At 62.8% G+C, this 16,858-nt stretch carries 24 protein-coding genes, 1 other RNA gene and 1 pseudogene; 13 read left to right on the top strand and 13 right to left on the bottom strand.

Annotated elements, in window-relative coordinates; all coding sequences use genetic code 11:
- Positions 1-29 precede the first annotated feature (29 nt).
- Positions 30-251, top strand: coding sequence for a 50S ribosomal protein L31 (gene rpmE, locus JG746_RS06560; RefSeq protein WP_010912060.1), 222 nt, complete (start codon positions 30-32; stop codon positions 249-251).
- A 65-nt stretch (positions 252-316) separates the two neighbouring features.
- Here rpmE and JG746_RS06555 read toward each other — a convergent pair whose 3' ends face one another.
- Positions 317-1,024 (bottom strand): hypothetical protein, encoded by a 708-nt coding sequence (locus JG746_RS06555; RefSeq protein WP_202357427.1) that lies wholly within the window; start codon positions 1,022-1,024, stop codon positions 317-319.
- A 160-nt stretch (positions 1,025-1,184) separates the two neighbouring features.
- Here JG746_RS06555 and JG746_RS06550 point away from each other — a divergent pair, with 160 nt between their 5' ends.
- Complete coding sequence (locus tag JG746_RS06550) at positions 1,185-2,315, top strand: helix-turn-helix domain-containing protein (RefSeq protein ID WP_202357426.1); 1,131 nt, start codon at positions 1,185-1,187, stop codon at positions 2,313-2,315.
- Here JG746_RS06550 and JG746_RS06545 read toward each other — a convergent pair.
- Positions 2,276-2,905 (bottom strand): TetR/AcrR family transcriptional regulator, encoded by a 630-nt coding sequence (locus JG746_RS06545; RefSeq protein WP_202357425.1) that lies wholly within the window; start codon positions 2,903-2,905, stop codon positions 2,276-2,278. The two genes, JG746_RS06550 and JG746_RS06545, sit on opposite strands and share 40 nt — an antisense overlap.
- A 124-nt stretch (positions 2,906-3,029) precedes the next feature.
- Here JG746_RS06545 and JG746_RS06540 point away from each other — a divergent pair, with 124 nt between their 5' ends.
- On the top strand, positions 3,030-3,857 hold the full coding sequence (locus JG746_RS06540) for an NAD(P)H-binding protein (protein ID WP_202357424.1): 828 nt from the start codon (positions 3,030-3,032) through the stop codon (positions 3,855-3,857).
- Position 3,858: 1 nt separating this feature from the next.
- Complete coding sequence (locus tag JG746_RS06535; RefSeq protein WP_202357423.1) at positions 3,859-4,335, top strand: anthrone oxygenase family protein; 477 nt, start codon at positions 3,859-3,861, stop codon at positions 4,333-4,335.
- An 82-nt stretch (positions 4,336-4,417) separates the two neighbouring features.
- Here JG746_RS06535 and JG746_RS06530 read toward each other — a convergent pair whose 3' ends face one another.
- The 3 genes from JG746_RS06530 to JG746_RS06520 all read right to left on the bottom strand — a co-directional run bounded on the left by JG746_RS06530 (position 4,418) and on the right by JG746_RS06520 (position 6,100).
- Positions 4,418-4,744: a SelT/SelW/SelH family protein gene (locus tag JG746_RS06530; protein WP_202359275.1), complete on the bottom strand. Its 327-nt coding sequence runs from the start codon at positions 4,742-4,744 to the stop codon at positions 4,418-4,420.
- Between the two features lie 68 nt (positions 4,745-4,812).
- Positions 4,813-5,562 (bottom strand): YebC/PmpR family DNA-binding transcriptional regulator, encoded by a 750-nt coding sequence (locus JG746_RS06525; RefSeq protein WP_143975664.1) that lies wholly within the window; start codon positions 5,560-5,562, stop codon positions 4,813-4,815.
- A 214-nt stretch (positions 5,563-5,776) separates the two neighbouring features.
- Positions 5,777-6,100: an ArsR/SmtB family transcription factor gene (locus JG746_RS06520; protein ID WP_202357422.1), complete on the bottom strand. Its 324-nt coding sequence runs from the start codon at positions 6,098-6,100 to the stop codon at positions 5,777-5,779.
- Between the two features lie 51 nt (positions 6,101-6,151).
- Here JG746_RS06520 and JG746_RS06515 point away from each other — a divergent pair, with 51 nt between their 5' ends.
- From JG746_RS06515 to JG746_RS06500, 4 genes are read left to right on the top strand one after another with little or no spacing between them, the layout of a single operon-like run.
- Positions 6,152-6,634, top strand: coding sequence for an SRPBCC domain-containing protein (locus tag JG746_RS06515; protein ID WP_202357421.1), 483 nt, complete (start codon positions 6,152-6,154; stop codon positions 6,632-6,634).
- Positions 6,635-6,656: 22 nt separating this feature from the next.
- Positions 6,657-7,049, top strand: coding sequence for a VOC family protein (locus JG746_RS06510; protein ID WP_202357420.1), 393 nt, complete (start codon positions 6,657-6,659; stop codon positions 7,047-7,049).
- 55 nt (positions 7,050-7,104) lie between these two features.
- Positions 7,105-7,467 (top strand): hypothetical protein, encoded by a 363-nt coding sequence (locus tag JG746_RS06505; protein WP_202357419.1) that lies wholly within the window; start codon positions 7,105-7,107, stop codon positions 7,465-7,467.
- A gap of 26 nt (positions 7,468-7,493) precedes the next feature.
- The gene (locus tag JG746_RS06500) at positions 7,494-7,961 is read left to right on the top strand and encodes an SRPBCC family protein (RefSeq protein ID WP_202357418.1); all 468 of its coding nucleotides are present in this window, start codon (positions 7,494-7,496) and stop codon (positions 7,959-7,961) included.
- Between the two features lie 19 nt (positions 7,962-7,980).
- On the opposite strand, the gene JG746_RS06495 is transcribed toward JG746_RS06500, so the two are convergent.
- The 5 genes and pseudogenes from JG746_RS06495 to JG746_RS06475 all read right to left on the bottom strand — a co-directional run.
- On the bottom strand, positions 7,981-8,748 hold the full coding sequence (locus JG746_RS06495) for a TerC family protein (protein WP_202357417.1): 768 nt from the start codon (positions 8,746-8,748) through the stop codon (positions 7,981-7,983).
- A 68-nt stretch (positions 8,749-8,816) separates the two neighbouring features.
- The gene (locus tag JG746_RS06490) at positions 8,817-9,641 is read right to left on the bottom strand and encodes a TIGR00282 family metallophosphoesterase (protein WP_202357416.1); all 825 of its coding nucleotides are present in this window, start codon (positions 9,639-9,641) and stop codon (positions 8,817-8,819) included.
- 70 nt (positions 9,642-9,711) lie between these two features.
- Complete coding sequence (locus JG746_RS06485) at positions 9,712-10,299, bottom strand: 5-formyltetrahydrofolate cyclo-ligase (protein WP_202357415.1); 588 nt, start codon at positions 10,297-10,299, stop codon at positions 9,712-9,714.
- A gap of 96 nt (positions 10,300-10,395) precedes the next feature.
- A non-coding RNA gene (gene ssrS, locus JG746_RS06480) (6S RNA) lies at positions 10,396-10,551 on the bottom strand.
- A 135-nt stretch (positions 10,552-10,686) separates the two neighbouring features.
- Positions 10,687-10,995, bottom strand: a pseudogene (locus JG746_RS06475) (DUF4345 domain-containing protein); the annotation flags it as partial.
- A 148-nt stretch (positions 10,996-11,143) separates the two neighbouring features.
- Here JG746_RS06475 and JG746_RS06470 point away from each other — a divergent pair.
- The 5 genes from JG746_RS06470 to msrB all read left to right on the top strand — a co-directional run bounded on the left by JG746_RS06470 (position 11,144) and on the right by msrB (position 15,040).
- Positions 11,144-11,983 carry an AAA family ATPase gene (locus JG746_RS06470; RefSeq protein ID WP_202357414.1) on the top strand — a complete coding sequence of 280 codons (840 nt, stop codon included), beginning with the start codon at positions 11,144-11,146 and terminating at the stop codon, positions 11,981-11,983.
- Between the two features lie 92 nt (positions 11,984-12,075).
- Entirely contained in the window at positions 12,076-12,522 is a 447-nt protein-coding gene (locus tag JG746_RS06465) for a GNAT family N-acetyltransferase (protein ID WP_202357413.1), read from the top strand.
- 6 nt (positions 12,523-12,528) lie between these two features.
- Positions 12,529-13,719 carry a vWA domain-containing protein gene (locus JG746_RS06460; protein WP_202357412.1) on the top strand — a complete coding sequence of 397 codons (1,191 nt, stop codon included), beginning with the start codon at positions 12,529-12,531 and terminating at the stop codon, positions 13,717-13,719.
- A 17-nt stretch (positions 13,720-13,736) separates the two neighbouring features.
- A complete protein-coding gene (locus tag JG746_RS06455; protein WP_202357411.1) occupies positions 13,737-14,534 on the top strand; it encodes an MBL fold metallo-hydrolase in 798 nt (265 codons plus the stop codon).
- 101 nt (positions 14,535-14,635) lie between these two features.
- Positions 14,636-15,040 (top strand): peptide-methionine (R)-S-oxide reductase MsrB, encoded by a 405-nt coding sequence (gene msrB, locus JG746_RS06450; protein ID WP_202357410.1) that lies wholly within the window; start codon positions 14,636-14,638, stop codon positions 15,038-15,040.
- Positions 15,041-15,101: 61 nt separating this feature from the next.
- Here msrB and JG746_RS06445 read toward each other — a convergent pair whose 3' ends face one another.
- The 3 genes from JG746_RS06445 to JG746_RS06435 form a co-directional block, all read right to left on the bottom strand.
- Positions 15,102-15,410, bottom strand: coding sequence for a hypothetical protein (locus tag JG746_RS06445; RefSeq protein WP_202357409.1), 309 nt, complete (start codon positions 15,408-15,410; stop codon positions 15,102-15,104).
- 7 nt (positions 15,411-15,417) lie between these two features.
- Complete coding sequence (locus tag JG746_RS06440; protein ID WP_202357408.1) at positions 15,418-15,858, bottom strand: hypothetical protein; 441 nt, start codon at positions 15,856-15,858, stop codon at positions 15,418-15,420.
- Between the two features lie 216 nt (positions 15,859-16,074).
- Positions 16,075-16,803 (bottom strand): haloacid dehalogenase type II, encoded by a 729-nt coding sequence (locus JG746_RS06435; protein WP_202357407.1) that lies wholly within the window; start codon positions 16,801-16,803, stop codon positions 16,075-16,077.
- Positions 16,804-16,858: the final 55 nt, after the last annotated feature.

The following is a 16,858-nucleotide window of genomic DNA, read 5'->3' as shown; positions in this document are numbered from 1 at the left end:
AGCCGCGCCGGCAAGCCAGGAACCGAACCATGAAGAGCGCTATTCACCCCGACTACCACACCATCAAGGTCGTCATGACCGACGGCACCGAATACACGACCCGTTCGACCTGGGGCAAGGAAGGCGATACGATGAACCTCGATATCGACCCGACCACCCACCCGGCCTGGACCGGCGGCCAGCAGACCCTGCTCGACCGCGGCGGCCGCTTGTCGAAGTTCAAGAAGCGTTTCGAAGGTTTCGGCCTCTAAGGCTACGTGCAAGCCGCATTGGCTGCCTGCAGATCAAAACCCGCCCTTGTGGCGGGTTTTTTGCTTCAACGGATGGTGGCGCGAACAAAGTCCCCCTTGATGACGACCGAGGGCCTGGCGCCGGCGGTGCTGGGAAGCGTGCTGTCGACGAAGGACGCTGTCGCGGTGACTGAATAGCTGATCGCGGCCCCCTGGCCGAAAGACAGCGTGGCATCCAGCGCCTTGCCGGTGATGGCGATGTTTTCGTCCTTCCTGACGCTGCCAAAGGCGAGATTGGCTCTCAGCGCCTCGCCCTTGAGCTCGACGGTCGAGGCATGTCCGTCCAGCGAAACATCGGCCGCCTTGCTTGAAATGGCGATGGTGGAGAAACGCCCCGCCATGTTGGCCTGTAGTGCCGCCTGGTCGATCGACACCGAACTTTCCGGCTGGATGTTGGCGTTGATCTCGACCCGGCAGTCGGAGGGGTCGAGCCATGAGGAAGGGGCAACGTCGATACGCAATGTCGAGGCCTCCAGCCTCATGTCGCTGGCAAGGCTGCAGTCATTGGCGAACCAGCTCGAATACCAGCGCGCGAACCAGCCTTCGCGGCGGCTGCCGATCGTCGCCTGGTAAGGAGCCGAGGCCGAAGTGGTGAGCCTGACGGAACTGGCTTCGCCCGAAATGACGACGGCGTTCACGCCGGCGAGATCGAGTGTCTTGCCGGCATCGCCGCTTGCTGGCGACGTAAGCGCTGCGCTGGCAAATGACAGCAGGCCAAGAATTGCGGATTTCATTGATATCTCCGATCATGTGTGGCGGTCCCCGCTGGACCGTGGCGTTGTCGGAGTGACCGGGAACGTCAATTTCCGCGACCTCGATCGCGATCCGGGACGACCGTGAACGCAATCCGGGTCATTGTCGGTCGCCGCCAGCCCTGGAATCACGCCTGCGATCATGATCTTCATTCCCCTGCCGTTCGTCGTCTCCTTGCTGCTCGTCATCCTGCTCATGCAGATGGCCCGCCGAAGCGAGGCCGACCTGCGCGAGAACGGCGCCTTCATGCTGCTGATGGCGGCCTATGCTCTGCAGTCGGTGCTGATCGGTATTCGCTGGGGGTATGATACCAGGGTCGTCATGCCGTTCCTGTCGGTGCTGGCGGCGCTGATCGCGCCGCTTGCTTGGATCGCCTTCAGCGGCCTGACGAAGGAACGGTCGGAGCATCGCCTGGCACGGCTGTGGCCGCATCTGCTGCCGGCCTGCCTGGTTGCCCTGCTACTGATCTTCTGGCGCGAGCCGGTCGGGCCGGCGATCATCCTGGTGTTCCTGTCGTATGGGCCGGCGCTTCTTTGGCTGGCGCTGGCCGGTCCCGATATCCTCGTCGAATCGCGCCTCGACGGCGTCTTGCGGTCCTACCGATCGCTGTGGGTGACGGCGGTGGCGATCCTCGCATCGCCCATCACCGACATCATCATCAGTTTCGACATGCAATGGACCGGCGGCGCTCATTCCGGCGCGGTCATTGCCGGCGGCAACGTGCTGGCGCTGTTGCTGCTCGGCGGCGCCGCCGCGGTTGCCAGCGAAGCCGCTGCTCCGGATGAAGACGAGGAAAACGACGAAGCGTCTCGGGTGCAGACCACGCCATCGGCAACCAGCGAAGAGCCCGCGATCGCGGCGGCGATCGACGCGCTGATGCGGTCGAAGGAACTCTACAAGGACGTCGATCTCAACCTTAGCCGCATCGCCAGGCGGCTCGGCCTGCCGGCTCGGCACGTGTCGTCGGCGATCAATCGCATCCACGGATCGAGCGTGTCGCAATATGTCAACAACCACAGGATCGATGAAGCGCGCCGCCTGCTTGCGACGACGGACGAACCGATCACCCGCATCATGTTCGACGCCGGCTTCCTCAGCAAATCGAACTTCAACCGCGAGTTTCTGCGCATCACCGGCCTGAGCCCGAAGGCCTGGCGGCTTGAGCACCAGCCGCCGGGCGGCGCGGTGTCGGTCATGTCGAACGGGGAAAAACTGACCGGGCGCGGCGCCACTCAGTCGCCGGCCAGTTCCCGCAGCGCCATGCGCTTGTAGGCGGCGACCAGCCTCTCGCCCTCCTGCCGCTCGACCGAGATGGCCAGCCGTACCGCAGCCTCGCCCATTTGCCAGACGAGGAATGCCGTTGTCTCCAGGGCAACGGGGTCGGCGTCGGGACGCAACCGCTTCAGCACCGCCACGAGGAACTCCGCATTGGCCCGGCTGTCGGCGAGTTCGAGCTGGCGCAGCGCCTTGTCGACCTGCGTGCCCGACCAGATGTCGCGCATCACCGGCTCGGCCAGGAACAGCCCGTAGTAGATATCGACCAGCTCCGAGAAAGCCCGCCGCAGGCCTTCGACGTCGCTGACATCCTTGAGCGCGGCCGAGATACAGGCCTGGCTCTCGGCCGTGTAGCGCTCGGCCAGCGCCCAGATGATCGCCCGTTTGTCTGGGAAGAACTGGTAGAGCGAACCGATCGACACCCCTGCCCGCTCCGCGACCTCGCCCATGCGCATGGCGTCGCTGCCTTGCTCGGTGATCAGCGCCGAGGCGGCGGCCAGCATGCGCTCCACCCGCTCGCGGCTGCGCTGCTGGCTTGGCGCCCGCCGTGGCGAAGCGATCTGTTCGTTGGCCGGCGTGCCTTCCATGACTGTCTCCAACAACGCATTCGGCACAATCGCCGGGAAAATGGCTTGACTCACAAAATACGAGGGTTTATCACGTTTTGCAAATGTGAGGATTGCTCATGTTTTCAACCCGAGGAAAACCACCATGACCGACACCAAACCAATTCTGATCCTTGGCGGCACCGGCAAGACCGGCCGCCGTCTTGCCGAGCGGCTGACGGCGCGCGGCATTCCGGTGCGGATCGGCTCCCGTTCCGCCACGCCGCGTTTCGACTGGGAAGTTCCCGCGACCTGGGCTCCCGCACTCGAGGACGTCAGCGCGGTCTACATCAGCTACTATCCCGACATCGCCGTGCCGGGCGCCGCCGAAGTGGTCGGTGCCTTCGCCCGCCTTGCCGTTGCGAATGGCGTTCGCCGGCTGGTGCTTTTGTCGGGCCGCGGCGAGCACGAGGCGCAGCGCGCCGAAGAGATGCTGAAGGCTTCCGGGGCCGACTGGACGATCCTGCGCTGCGCATGGTTCTCGCAGAATTTCAGCGAGGGCTTTCTCGTCGAGCCGCTGCTGGCGGGCGAGGTTGCACTGCCGGTCGGACCTGTCGGTGAACCCTTTGTCGATGTCGACGACATCGCCGACGCCGCCGAAGCGGTGCTGACCCAGCCCGGTCATGTCGGCCAGCTCTATGAGCTGACGGGGCCGCGGCTGTTGAGCTTCACCGACGCGGTCGCCGAGATCGCCAAGGCGGCAGGACGCGACATCCGCTTTGTCAGGATTTCGAATGACGAGTTCACCGCCGCTGTCGCGTCGTACGAACTGCCACCCGAAATCGTCTGGCTGCTCAATGAGCTGTTCACTCAGGTGCTCGACGGCCGCAACGAGTCGCTCACCGACGGCGTCCAGCGCGTGCTCGGCCGTGCGCCGAAAGACTTTTCCGCCTACGCAACCGAAACCGCCGCTAGCGGCATCTGGAGTAACTGAGATGATCAAGCTTGTTCCCGCCCTCACCATCATCGCCGCGATCGGTTCGGGCCTCGTCGGCGGCGTGTTCTTCGCCTTTTCCAATTTCGTCATGGCTGCGCTAGCCCGGCTGCCTGTCCCGCAAGGCATCGCCGCGATGAATTCGATCAACATCACGGTGATCACGCCAACTTTCATGACGGCGCTTTTCGGCACCGGCCTCATCTGTCTGGTGCTTATCGCCGCCGCTTTCATGGGCTGGGCCCAGTCCGGCTCGTACTGGCTGCTCGCCGGCGCGGTGATCTACGTGATTGGCAACCCAATCGTGACCATGGTCTTCAACGTACCGCTCAACGATGCGCTCGCCGCCGTCGACCCGGCCAGCAGCGCCGGCGCCGCCGCGTGGGCGAACCATCTCAGCCAATGGGTGATGTGGAACCACGTCCGCACCGTCACCGCCATCGTGGCGATGGCCTGCTTTATCTTCGCGTTGCTCTAAGCAGTTCCAGGAAAGGTCCTGACGCGCTTTCCCTTGGGAATTGCGTCAAACAAAGCAGTCGATGAAACGCAAAAGGCTCCGCTCAGGCTGGGTCTTCTTGCGTGTGCCCCTTTGACGTGTGGCCCTTGCGGTCGGAATGACCGAGATCGCGATCGGGGTCGATCACGTCGCGCACCAGCTGCTTGAGTTTTGCCGCGTCGGGAAAGCCGCCGTCGCGTTTGCGGTCCCAGACCAGCACCTCATTGCAGGAGATGGTGAAGATGCCGCCGGTGCCGGGCACCAGCGTCACTTCGCCGAGATCCGTGCCGAAGGTGGAGAGCAGCTCCTGCGCCATCCAGCCGGCGCGCAGCAGCCACTGGCACTGCGTGCAATAGGTGATGCGGACGGTGGGCAACGGCGTTTCGCTCATGTCGGCCGGGATATCATCGGATTGAGCTTTGCTCATATCGGATTGAGCTCCGCTCATATCCCAGCCGATCACGCCGCGCTGAGCTTGGCCAAGGTCTCGTCGTCGACCTCGAAGTTGGCGTAGACGCTTTGCACGTCATCGTCGTCCTCGAGCGTGGCGACCAGCTTCATCAGCGACTGGGCCCGCTCCTCGTCGACCGGAACATTGTTCTGCGGCCGCCAGATCAGCTTCACCGATTCCGCTTCGCCGAGCGAGGCTTCCAGCGCCTTCGACACTTCGCCGAGATTCTCGAAGGCGCAATAGATCGTGTGGCCTTCCTCGTCGGTTTCGACATCGTCTGCGCCGGCTTCGATCGCCGCTTCCATGACCTTGTCGGCGCTGCCGGCAGAGGCCGGATAGTAGATCTCGCCGACACGGTCCCACATGAAGGACACCGAGCCGGTTTCGCCCATCGCGCCGCCGGCCTTGGTGAAGGCCGCGCGCACATTCGAGGCCGAGCGGTTGCGGTTGTCGGTCAGGGCCTCGACGATGACGGCGACGCCGCCTGGGCCATAGCCTTCATAGCGCACCGCCTCGTAATTTTCGGCATCGCCCATCGACGCCTTGTTGATGGCGCGCTGGATGTTGTCCTTCGGCATCGACACCGCCTTGGCGTTCTGGACGGCCAGACGCAGGCGTGGGTTCATCGACGGGTCCGGCGTGCCGCTCTTGGCGGCCACGGTGATTTCGCGCGCCAGCTTGGAAAACATTTTCGACCGCACCGCGTCCTGACGGCCCTTGCGGTGCATGATGTTCTTGAACTGTGAATGGCCAGCCATGGCACCCCTGTCGTGTTCTCGGCTAGAGCGTCCTGCAGCGAGATGCGTTGCCTCGCCTTCTGCAAAATGCTCGAATTCAAAATCTCAGAGCGTCCCAGGTGCAACCCGCGGAAGCACGGCGTTCTCTGTCGGAATGGCCGGCTTATAGATAAATCGGCTCAATTCGTCCAGCCGCACCGTGCTGCGGCAGCCTGACAAGGACAGCTGCAAGCGCTCACGCTTCCAGATCGGACTTCAGCCGATCGATGATGCTGAGCGCATGGCCGGCATACTGACTGATCCAGCGATCGTGGATCTGCTTGATCGGTAGCGCATTGAGGTGGTTCCAGCGTTCGCGTCCGTCACGGCGGGCGACGATCAGCTCCGCCTCCTCCAGCACCTTGAGATGCAGCATGACCGTGCAGCGATCGATGTCGGGAAAGGCATCGCACAGCATGCCGGTGGTCTTCGGCTCGTCCTTCAGCTGATCGAGCATTTCGCGTCGGCGCGGATGCGCCAGCGCCCTGAAAACATTGTCGTCTTGCGATCGGCTTGACATGTTATATTTCTATAACATATCGTCAGATCGATCAAGGATGGAGCTGTGGATATGTCTCTCGGATTCCGCGTTTCCGGCCGCATCGGCCGACCGGTCGCCGAAGTTTTCGACGCCGTCGTCAACCCGAAGAAGCTGAGCGGCTATTTCACCACGATCGGCGGCGCCAGCGCGCCGCTGCAAACCGGTGTTGGCGTCGTCTGGTGGGGCAAGGTGCCGGTCGAGGTCGACGAAGTGGTCAAGGACAGCCGCATCGTGCTGCGCTGGGATGCCACGGACGCCGACGGCAAGCCTGCCTACAAGACGCGCATCGAAATGAATTTCGAGCCGCTGGACGATGGCGGCACCTTCGTCACCATCGCCGAGAGCGGCTGGCAGGAAGGCGCGGTCGGCTTGAAGAAATCGTACCTCAACTGCGAGGGCTGGTCGCAGATGCTGGCCTGCATGAAGGCCTATGTCGAATACGGCATCAATCTGCGCGACGGCTATTACCGCAGCGAAATGAAGGGCGAACCCGCCAACGAGACCAATGTCTGAGTGAGGAAAACGGAGGCCCGCGATGACGAAAGCAACGCCGTTCCTGATGTTCGAGGGCAAGGCCGAGGAGGCAATGGCTCTTTATTGCGAGACCATTCCCGGCAGCGGCATCCTCGACATCACCCGCTATGGCGCAGGCGAGGATGGCCCGCAAGGGACACTGAAGCTGGCGCGCGCCTCCATCGCCGGCCTGGAGGTCATGGTCTTCAACAGTCCCGTGCATCACGCTTTCACTTTCACGCCGTCGGTCTCGTTCTATGTCGACTGTTCCTCGGAAGAGGAGTTGAACCGCATCGTCGACGTTTTGGCGAAGGATGGCGGATTTCTGATGCCGCCGGACAATTACGGCTTCAGCCGCCGCTTCGCCTGGCTCAACGACAGGTTCGGCGTCTCCTGGCAGGTCAACCTGGCCTGACCGGACCTGGCCGAGATCACGAAGACAGCCCAACCGCAGCGCAATGGAGACAGCAATGACCGCGAAGATCACCGGCGGCATCAACATCGCCATGAAGGTGCCGCCGCATCAGTATGAGGCGACGGTCGCCTTCTACCGCGACATCGTCGGGCTGAAGCCGTTCATCGCCAAGGCGCCGGCCATTGGCTTCGAGCTCGGCCCGAACCGGCTGTGGATCGACGAGGCGCCGATGTTGAGCCAGGCCGAAATCTGGCTGGAACTGTTCGCCGACGATTTTACCAAAGCCGCCGCCCATTTCGCAGAGGCCGGCATCGTGCGTTGCGATGCCATCGAGCCCTTGGGCGAAGGCTTTCGCGGCGGCTGGATCACCAATCCGGCCAGCATCGTTCACATGCTGCGCGAGCCCGACGCCTGGTGAGCGCCAAGCCCAGAAAGGAGACTGCCATGGAGATCCGCGAAACCCCAACAGCCGAGGCCGGCATGCTGATCCGGCGGCCTGTCGCCGAGGTGTTCGAGGCCATTGTCGATCCGGCCATCACCACCAAATTCTGGTTCACCCATGGCAGCGGCCGGCTGGACAGCGGCAAGGAGGTCCGCTGGGAATGGCGCATGTACGGTGTCTCGACGACCGCCAAGGTCAGCGAAATCGTGACGAACGAAAAGATCGTCATGCGGTGGAGCGATCCGCCGACCACGGTGGTCTGGAACTTCACCGAAATGCCTGATGAGGCCACCTTTCTCGAGGTCCGTAACTTCGGCTTCGCCGGCACGGCCGACGAGCAGGTGAAGGAAGCGATCGGCTCGACCGGCGGCTTCACGCTTGTGCTGGCCGGCGCCAAGGCCTGGCTGGAACAGGGCCTGACACTGGGCCTGATCGGTGACCGCCACCCGAAGGGGGTGCCGGGGCGCTAAATGCCCCGGCACGCCCGTCTCAATGGCCGTCGCCGGGCTTCGCTTTCCTGCGCCGCCGCGCCAGCATGTTGAGCCCTTCGACCAGGGCCGAGAAACCCATCGCAGCGTAGATGTAGCCCTTGGGCACGTGGTAGCCCATGCCGTCGGCGATCAGCGTCATGCCGATCATCAGCAGGAAGCCCAGCGCCAGCATGACGATGCTGGGGTTCTTGGCGATGAAGTTGGCCAGCGGCCCGGCCGCCAGCATCATGACGGTGACGGCCACGATCACGGCGATGTACATGATGGCGATCTCGTCGGTCATGCCGACGGCGGTGATGATGGAATCGATCGAGAAGACGAGGTCGAGCAGCAGGATCTGGAAGATCGCGCCGGCGAGCGAGATCTTGAGCGTCTCGCCCAGCATCGTGTCCTGATGATCGTCGGGATCGACCGTGTGATGGATTTCCTTGGTCGCCTTCCACACCAGGAACAGGCCGCCGGCGATCAGGATCAAGTCGCGCCACGAGAAGCCATGGCCGAAGGCCGTGAAGACCGGCGTCGTCAGCTGGACGATGATCGAGATGGTGGCCAGCAGCACCAGCCGCATGATCAGCGCCGCCGAGATACCAAGCCGGCGGGCGCGGGCCCGTTGCGCTTCCGGCAGCTTGTTGGTCAGGATCGAGATGAAGATCAGATTGTCGATGCCGAGCACAATCTCGAGCACCACCAGCGTCAGCAAGGCGACCCATGCGGTTGGATCGGAAACAAATTGAAAATGCGGCGCCAGGAATTCAATAAGCTGCATGGAGGTCGTCCCCTACGATCTAGAGCAGTGTCGCCGGCAATTAGGTACTGCGAACCCCTATATCAATGTCATGACCAGAAGGACGGAGCCGTTTCTTCGAGTCTCGGCCCGCGACGAAACGGCGCGATCTTCTCGGTCAGCCCCGTGCGATCGGAAATATCGACACCGACCCCACACAAGGTCGCCGGTCCGGTCGCCGCCTCAAAGCGCCCTTTCGGCACTTTCGACAGGAACCGGTTGAGCGGCTCCTCCTTGTCCATGCCGAGCGAGGAATCATAGTCGCCGCACATGCCGGCATCCGACAGATAGCCGGTGCCGCCATTGAGGATCTGGTGATCGGCGGTCGGCTGGTGGGTGTGGGTGCCGACGACCAGACTGGCGCGGCCGTCAACGAAATGCGCGAAGCACATCTTTTCCGAAGTCGCCTCGGCGTGGAAGTCGATCACCACCGCATCGGCCTGTTCGCCGAGCGGGCAGGCGGCAAGCTCGCGCTCCCCGGCCTGGAACGGATCGTCGAGTTCGGGATGCATGAACACCCGGCCCATGATGTTGGCGACCAGCACGCGCGCTCCACTCCTGGCGATATAGACGCCGGAGCCGCGCCCCGGCGTACCCCTGGGAAAATTGGAGGGGCGCAGGAAGCGTTCTTCACGCGGCGCGAAGGCCAGCGCATCGCGCTGGTCCCACACATGGTTGCCGGTGGTGACGACATCGGCGCCCGCCGCGATCGTCTCGCGAAAGATCTCTTCGGTGATACCGAAGCCGCCGGCTGCATTCTCGCCATTGACGATGACGAAATCGAGTTTGAAATCCGAGATCAGCCCAGGCAGTTGCTCCCACACTGCCGTGCGTCCCGTCTTGCCAACCATGTCACCGAGGAAGAGAAGTCTCATATGATCCCGCACCGAAAGTCAGCGAAGCAAAAGCTGCATGACATCCGCGAAAAGATCATGCCTCCATTATCTACAATTTTGGCGTGAAGCGGCGCAACCCGCTCTCGGTCAGTATTTCCGGGATGACCACGTCATGGTTCTCGTCTGGAACCTGCGCCACCTCCTGGCAGTCGAAGGCGATGCCGATCAGCCGGGGCGCATGCCCCTTGTCGACGAGCTTCGCGATCGCGCGGTCGTAATAGCCGGCGCCATAGCCGATGCGGTGGCCGCGCGCGTCGAAGGCGGCGAGCGGCACCAGCATCACCTCGGGATCAAGCACCTCGGCCTCTTCATGGGGCCCGACCGTGCCGAAGCCCATGTCGACCATCGGCGCGCCGCGCACCAGTTCGCGAAAGACGATCGTGGTCTTGTCGAGAATGGCAGGCAGGCAAAGCCTGGCGCCCTGTTCGCGCAAGGCGAACATAAGCGGCCTGACGTCGACTTCCGAACGCATCGGCCAGAAGCCGGAGACGATCTGGCCGGGCTCGATGGCGAAATGGTCGCGCGCCGTCTCGGCCATTTCGAGGGCCACCTCCACCCGCCAGAATTCATCAAGCGCATCGCGGCGTCCAAGCGCCTCGAGTCGCAGCTGTTTTTTCTGGTCTTTGAGAGATGTCATGCGCGGACGATAGAAAATCCCGGATCGGGATGGCGTTTCGGGAGCGACGTTTTCCACCGCACTATCCACCGCAATGCATGGATGCGCTGCAAGAAGTGACGATCCACACAACCGGTGGAGAGAGCGATCCCGGGAACCTACAAAGTAGGTGGGCGCCGTGTGAGAAAACCCACGGGTCTTCCCAGGGACAGCTCCCTAAGGATCGTTAAGGCCCCGGGGAAAATGTTCTCCTGCCGGGAAGCACAGACCGTCCTCCCCAATATAGGCCGCTGGTTGCCTAAGCGCCAGTGAGCTGGGCACCTCGGCGGCTTTATTCGCGACACGCCCCTGCCACCAGACCAGCGCCGGCACCGCCAGCAGTTCGATGCAGAGGCCGGCGATGTGTCCCGCCGACGGTGCGCCAACCAGAATCAGCGAAACAAGACGCGCCAGTCCGCCGGTGAACGTGCAGGCGGCAAGCAGCCGGAACCGCTCGGTCTTGGTCTCGATGCCGGGAATGCAGCTGTACCAGGCAATGCCGAAGGCCAGGAAAAACCCCGACAGGAAGCGGAAATGGCTGTCGAGATCGACCGGCCATGGACGGATGGCGTGCAGGAATTCCGGCCCGGACAGGATACCCTCGATGCCGACCAGGACCGGCGTGGCCGCCAGCACCGCGACAGCGATCTGTAGTGCTGTCTTGCCTGATTCATTCATGCCGACGCCCTTCGGCCTGCCAAGCGGCCTTGATGCATCAACGGATAATTCTGACCCTGGGTTTCAAGCCCATTCGCGTCGCAGCCGGCTCACCCTTGCACAGGCTGACCGGCATCCTTACGCTCATGGCATGAACCAAGGAGCAAAAATGCGTTTCGAAGGCACGGCGGCTTATGTCGCCGACAAGGATCTGATGGTGGCCGTCAACGCGGCGATCGCGCTGGAGCGGCCCCTGCTGGTCAAGGGCGAGCCCGGCACCGGCAAGACTGAGCTTGCCCGCCAGGTAGCATCAGGACTCGGCCTCGACCTCATAGAGTGGCACGTCAAATCGACGACGCGGGCACAGCAGGGTCTTTACGAGTATGACGCCGTCTCGCGGCTGCGCGACAGCCAGCTCGGCGATGCCAGGTTCAACGACATCAAGAACTACATCAAGCGCGGCAAGCTGTGGGAGGCGTTCGCGGCGGGCAGGAAGGTCGTGCTTTTGATCGACGAGATCGACAAGGCCGACATCGAATTCCCCAACGACCTGCTGCAGGAACTCGATCGGATGGAGTTCTTCGTCTACGAGACCGGCGAGACCATCCGCGCAGCGGTGCGGCCGATCGTCATCATCACCTCCAACAACGAAAAGGAACTGCCGGACGCCTTCCTGCGCCGCTGCTTCTTCCACTACATCCGCTTTCCCGACGTCGACACGCTGCACAGGATCGTCGACGTCCATTATCCCGGCATCAAGCAGAATCTGGTACGGGCAGCGCTCACCCAGTTCTACGAGATCCGCGAGGTGCCTGGCCTGAAGAAGAAGCCGTCGACCTCCGAGGCGCTCGACTGGATCCGCCTGCTGGTCGCCGACGACATCGCGCCAGAGGATTTGCGCGCCGACCCGAAGAACGCCCTGCCCAAACTGCATGGCGCGCTGCTGAAGAACGAACAGGACGTGCACCTGTTCGAGCGGCTGGCCTTCATGGCCAGAAGGCAGCAATAGGCAGGCAGCAATAGCGCTTTCCCCTTCCGTGGACCGTTGCCGCCGGCCGGGCAGGAAGGCAGCTTTGGCCACAACCCTTTGGAGGAGATGAAATGTCCGAGATTGTTGTCCGCCCGCTCGCGCAGTCCGACCACGCCGACTGGAAGCGCCTGTGGACCGACTACCTCACCTTCTATGAAACCAGGCTGCCGGAAGAGGTCTATGCCGTGACCTGGAAGCGGCTGTTCACAGAAGCCGAATTCGAGCCGAAGGGGTTTATCGCCACGCTTGACGGCAAGGCCGTCGGTCTTACCCACTATCTCTACCACCGCTCGGGCTGGTCGGAGAAAAACAACTGCTACCTGCAGGACCTGTTCGCCGACCCGGATGTGCGCGGCAAGGGCATCGGCGCGGCTCTGATCAAGGCGGTGAAAGACTCGGCGGAAAAAATCGGCGTCAAGAATGTCTACTGGATGACGCACGAGACCAACACAACCGCGCGCAAACTCTACGACCACGTGGCGCGCCGCACTGGCTTCATCGAGTATGATGTGCTGTAGATAGAAATGTTCATCCCCTTCTTCCTCGAACTGAAGGCCGCGCGCGTTCCCGTTTCGCTCCGGGAATATCTGTCGCTGCTGGAAGGGCTGGAAGCCGGGCTGGTCGACTACGACGTCGAGGGTTTCTACTATCTGGCCCGTGCTGCCCTGGTGAAGGACGAGCGCCACATCGACCGCTTCGACCAGGTGTTCGCGCATGTCTTCAAGGGCATTGAAGCGCTGGGCGGGCCGCATGCGGTCGACGTCGCCAATATTCCCGAGGAATGGCTCCGCCGGCTCGCCGAAAAGCACCTGACCGAGGAAGAGAAAAAGCTGGTCGAGGCGCTCGGCGGTTTCGAAAAGCTGATGGAGACGCTGAAGCAGCGGCTCGAGGAGCAGAAAGGCCGCCACCAGGGCGGCTCGAAATGGATCGGCACCGGCGGCACCTCGCCCTTCGGCGCCTATGGCTACAATCCCGAAGGCGTGCGCATCGGCCAGCACGAAAGCCGCAACCGGCGCGCGGTGAAGGTCTGGGACAAGCGCGAGTTCCGCAATTTCGACGATGCCGTCGAGCTTGGCACGCGCAACATCAAGATCGCGCTGAAGCGGCTGCGCCGATGGGTGCGCGAGGGTGCCGAGGAGGAATTCGACCTGCCCGGCACCATCCACGCCACCGCCGAGCACGGCTATCTCGACGTGCAGACGCGGCCCGAACGGCGCAACGCGGTGAAGCTTTTGATGTTCTTCGATGTCGGCGGCTCGATGGACGATCACATCAAAAGTGTCGAGGAGCTGTTTTCGGCGGCGCGTGCCGAATTCCGCCAGCTCGAATATTTCTACTTCCACAACTGCCTCTACGAAGGCGTCTGGAAGGACAACCGCCGCCGCCATGCCGAGGTGATCCCGACATCAGACCTCCTCCACAAATACGGCCCCGACTACAAGGTGATCGTCGTCGGCGACGCCTCGATGAGCCCTTACGAGATCGCCCACCCCGGCGGCTCGGTGGAGCATTGGAATCCGGAGGCCGGCGCCGTCTGGCTCGGCCGCCTGCTGCAGCAATGGCCGAATGCGGTATGGCTGAACCCCGAGAGCGAGAAGAACTGGGGCTACACCCATTCCATCACGATGATCCGCGACATCTTCGGCGGCCGCATGTTCCCGCTGACGCTGGCCGGGCTCGAAGCCGCGACGAAGCAGCTTTCCAGAAAGCACTGAGCAATTCCGGAGCCTTCATGACCAGCTTCCTCTGCCTGCAATGCGGCGTCCAGTTCGCGGCGACGGAAACACCGCCGCAGCACTGCCCGGTCTGTGAGGATGAGCGGCAGTATGTGCGCTGGGAAGGCCAAGCCTGGGCTACACCGCAGGATCTCGCTGCCGGGCATCGGCTGGTGATGCGGGACGATGCCGGCGTGCTCGGCTTCGGCATCGAGCCGCGCTTCGCCATCGGCCAGCGGGCGCAACTGGTGCAGACGCCGCACGGCAATGTGCTGTGGGACTGCGTCTCGATGGTCAGTGACGAGGCCGTGGCCGAGATCACCCGGCGCGGTGGCCTGGCGGCCATCGCCATCTCGCATTGCCATTTCTATTCGGCGATGGGCGAATGGAGTGACGCGTTTGACGGCGTGCCGATCTATCTACACGCCGACGACCGCCAATGGATCATGCGACCGCATCGCTCGATCGTCAGCTGGCAAGGCGAGACGCTGGCCCTCAATCCGTCTCTCACGCTCGTCCGCTGCGGCGGCCATTTTGCCGGCAGCCAGGTGCTGCACTGGCAGCGCCAGGGCGGCAACGCGCTGCTCACCGGCGACACCGTGCAGGTGACGCCGACGCGCCGCCATGTCAGCTTCATGTACAGCTATCCCAACCAGATACCGCTCAACGCGACGGCCGTGCGCCGTATCGCGGCGGCATTGGAACCGTTCGACTTCGACGATATCCGCGGCGCGTGGTGGGACCTGAACATCATCGGCGGTGGCAAAACGGCCCTGGCCACCTCTGTCGCGCGCTATCTCGCGGCGATAGGATGATGATGGCGAGCGAGAATGCGGGCAAACCTTGTAACAAATGCCTATTTGTTGCGAATATGAGGTTGCAACGAAGAACGAGCCGCCAAGGCTGAGGAGATCAAATGGACACCCACACCTACCCCGTCACCCGCACCGATGCCGAATGGCGCGCCCGGCTGACGCCGGAGCAATACGCGGTCATGCGCAACCACGGCACCGAGCGGCCGGGCAGCTGCGCCTTGCTCTACGAGAAGCGCGCCGGCACATTTTCCTGCGTCGGCTGCGACCAGCCGCTGTTCGAATCCAAGCTGAAGTTCGAGAGCGGCACCGGCTGGCCGAGCTTCAACGACCCGGTTCCCGGCTCGATCGAAACCACCGTCGACCGCAGCTATGGCATGGTCCGCACCGAATGCCATTGCTCGCGCTGCGGCAGCCATCTCGGCCACGTCTTCGAGGACGGCCCGCCGCCGACCGGCCTGCGCTACTGCATCAACGGCGTGGCGCTGACATTCGAGCCGGCGGCCTGATCGGCATCCTGTAGGTTTTCTGCAAAGGGCGGCTTCGGCCGCCCTTTTTCGTGACGCCAGCTTAGACCACCACCATGGCGATGAGCCAGAGAGCCGAGCCCAGCAGCATAAGCGAGGCTTTGGCGCCCGATTGCTCGGCCGTCCGCCAGACCGCAATGGTGAGGAAGATGTTGTAGGGCACCGGCGCGAAATGCACCGCCAGCACGAGCCCGAGCGGCATCTTCAGCCCAAGCAGAATCAGAGCGACCACGGACGAGGCAATACTGATCGCCGTCCCGACCAGCAGCATGTCGCGCCAGAACAGCCGGTCGATCGGCACTTGGCCAAGCCAGCGCGAGCGGAAGAAAGATCCGACGCCTTCCGGGGACAACGGCGCCCTACCCCTGTCCAAGCACTTCGGCGACGGCGCGCTCGACGCGCGAGCATTCCGTCACCAGCCAGTCGGTCATGGCAGGCCAATTGTCCACGGCAAAGCAGTTGACCCGCCACATCGAATTGATGCCGAGCCCCTCGCAGCTTTGCTCCGGCCTGAGCTTAAGCCTCTCTTCGATCGCCGGCTGGAACGGCTTCAACCGCGACCAGCTTTGCGTGGCGCCGAACTTCTCGTTGCGGCCGAAGAAGACGCCGACATGGTTCTGCGCCGGCGCGACATACATGGAAATGACCAAAGCGAAGTCGGGCAGCCCGCGCTGCCAGAACCAGGGTCCGCGCCGCGCCAGCCGGGCTCTCTCTTCCGGATGCCGCTCGGCGAACAGCGCCCAGAAGCCGCGATGACGGAACTCCGAGGCACGGCGGCCACCGAAGTCGAGTTCGTTCATGGCCGGCTGCCCCGTTGCCCGAGACTGTTTCGAAATTCGTTTTGGCGAGTCATGTGATGGCGTTTTGAGAACCGTAGCGTAGCGGACATTTGGGTCCGTGCGCAACGCAAACGCAGAAAATGCCATCAGACGGCCGATGCGGCAAATGCCGCATTTGGTCTCGCCCGAAGACGGCGCGGACCGTCACATCTCGTCACCTGTATCTGCCGAACGGGATCAATGCTTCTCATTCGCTGCGCGATGCATAGCGGCAAATTCTGCCAAGGTTGGAAAATGACCTCCGACCTTCGGCTGGGCAAGAGGACGCTTCGTTGCACCTGGCCCCTCCATCCCAAACCTGCGGTCAATCCAAACGCTGGCGAGCCCGATGCTTTCTGCCGGCGCATGATCATGAAACAGACTCTGAGCCACATGAAGGACTTCGTCCCGCTGAATGCCCAGATCCTGCTTCAGCCTGTCGAACAGGAAACGAAAATTGCCCAGATCCGGCTTGTAGCTGCCTATGTCTTCCGCCGTGTAAACGGCATCGAAGCTCACACCGAGCTTGCGGTTTGAAGCCGCGAAACTCTGGCCGTCGACATTGGATAATACGACCAAACGGAAGTGCTGTTTCAGATAGGCCAGCGCCTCCCTGGAATCCGGAAAGGCGGGCCAATCGGGCACCGACGTACCGAAACGTTCATGCAGATCAGGCTGGGCGGCAATTCCCCAATGCCGAGCGAGTCTTGCGTGCACTGCCGCCAACAGTGTTCTGTAGTGTAAGGAAGGCGTTTCGGCTTCCTGCCGCGTCTCTATATCGCCATAGGTTTCTAACGCTTCGTCTCGGCTGATTTCGCGATTTGCCAGGCTCAAAAGCGGCTGAAGCGCGTTCCAAATGCCGGTTTCCCAGTCCATCAGCGTGCCATAGACATCGAATGTCAGCACTTTGAAGCGAGCCAAATCCATATCAGTGATCCTCACACACGCTAAATTTTCGCATCCGTAGCGCCGCGCGAGGCCG

Origin of the sequence: Mesorhizobium sp. 113-3-3 (assembly GCF_016756495.1) — a bacterium.
Classification (GTDB): domain Bacteria; phylum Pseudomonadota; class Alphaproteobacteria; order Rhizobiales; family Rhizobiaceae; genus Mesorhizobium.
The sequence above is the reverse complement of the archived record's forward strand: the minus strand, read 5'-3'. Positions and strand labels throughout refer to the sequence as shown.

What these genes read in the sequence shown, in the direction of transcription:
- JG746_RS06485 (WP_202357415.1), bottom strand. Translation starts at nt 10,299, where the DNA reads ATGACATCTCTCAAAGACCAGAAAAAACAGCTGCGACTCGAGGCGCTT.
- JG746_RS06540 (WP_202357424.1), top strand. Translation starts at nt 3,030, where the DNA reads ATGACCGACACCAAACCAATTCTGATCCTTGGCGGCACCGGCAAGACC.
- JG746_RS06505 (WP_202357419.1), top strand. Translation starts at nt 7,105, where the DNA reads ATGACCGCGAAGATCACCGGCGGCATCAACATCGCCATGAAGGTGCCG.
- JG746_RS06515 (WP_202357421.1), top strand. Translation starts at nt 6,152, where the DNA reads ATGTCTCTCGGATTCCGCGTTTCCGGCCGCATCGGCCGACCGGTCGCC.
- msrB (WP_202357410.1), top strand. Translation starts at nt 14,636, where the DNA reads ATGGACACCCACACCTACCCCGTCACCCGCACCGATGCCGAATGGCGC.
- JG746_RS06465 (WP_202357413.1), top strand. Translation starts at nt 12,076, where the DNA reads ATGTCCGAGATTGTTGTCCGCCCGCTCGCGCAGTCCGACCACGCCGAC.
- JG746_RS06440 (WP_202357408.1), bottom strand. Translation starts at nt 15,858, where the DNA reads ATGAACGAACTCGACTTCGGTGGCCGCCGTGCCTCGGAGTTCCGTCAT.
- JG746_RS06455 (WP_202357411.1), top strand. Translation starts at nt 13,737, where the DNA reads ATGACCAGCTTCCTCTGCCTGCAATGCGGCGTCCAGTTCGCGGCGACG.
- JG746_RS06520 (WP_202357422.1), bottom strand. Translation starts at nt 6,100, where the DNA reads ATGTCAAGCCGATCGCAAGACGACAATGTTTTCAGGGCGCTGGCGCAT.
- JG746_RS06460 (WP_202357412.1), top strand. Translation starts at nt 12,529, where the DNA reads ATGTTCATCCCCTTCTTCCTCGAACTGAAGGCCGCGCGCGTTCCCGTT.
- JG746_RS06510 (WP_202357420.1), top strand. Translation starts at nt 6,657, where the DNA reads ATGACGAAAGCAACGCCGTTCCTGATGTTCGAGGGCAAGGCCGAGGAG.
- JG746_RS06490 (WP_202357416.1), bottom strand. Translation starts at nt 9,641, where the DNA reads ATGAGACTTCTCTTCCTCGGTGACATGGTTGGCAAGACGGGACGCACG.
- JG746_RS06555 (WP_202357427.1), bottom strand. Translation starts at nt 1,024, where the DNA reads ATGAAATCCGCAATTCTTGGCCTGCTGTCATTTGCCAGCGCAGCGCTT.
- JG746_RS06495 (WP_202357417.1), bottom strand. Translation starts at nt 8,748, where the DNA reads ATGCAGCTTATTGAATTCCTGGCGCCGCATTTTCAATTTGTTTCCGAT.
- JG746_RS06530 (WP_202359275.1), bottom strand. Translation starts at nt 4,744, where the DNA reads ATGAGCGAAACGCCGTTGCCCACCGTCCGCATCACCTATTGCACGCAG.
- JG746_RS06435 (WP_202357407.1), bottom strand. Translation starts at nt 16,803, where the DNA reads ATGGATTTGGCTCGCTTCAAAGTGCTGACATTCGATGTCTATGGCACG.
- JG746_RS06525 (WP_143975664.1), bottom strand. Translation starts at nt 5,562, where the DNA reads ATGGCTGGCCATTCACAGTTCAAGAACATCATGCACCGCAAGGGCCGT.
- rpmE (WP_010912060.1), top strand. Translation starts at nt 30, where the DNA reads ATGAAGAGCGCTATTCACCCCGACTACCACACCATCAAGGTCGTCATG.
- JG746_RS06535 (WP_202357423.1), top strand. Translation starts at nt 3,859, where the DNA reads ATGATCAAGCTTGTTCCCGCCCTCACCATCATCGCCGCGATCGGTTCG.
- JG746_RS06545 (WP_202357425.1), bottom strand. Translation starts at nt 2,905, where the DNA reads ATGGAAGGCACGCCGGCCAACGAACAGATCGCTTCGCCACGGCGGGCG.
- JG746_RS06470 (WP_202357414.1), top strand. Translation starts at nt 11,144, where the DNA reads ATGCGTTTCGAAGGCACGGCGGCTTATGTCGCCGACAAGGATCTGATG.
- JG746_RS06500 (WP_202357418.1), top strand. Translation starts at nt 7,494, where the DNA reads ATGGAGATCCGCGAAACCCCAACAGCCGAGGCCGGCATGCTGATCCGG.
- JG746_RS06550 (WP_202357426.1), top strand. Translation starts at nt 1,185, where the DNA reads ATGATCTTCATTCCCCTGCCGTTCGTCGTCTCCTTGCTGCTCGTCATC.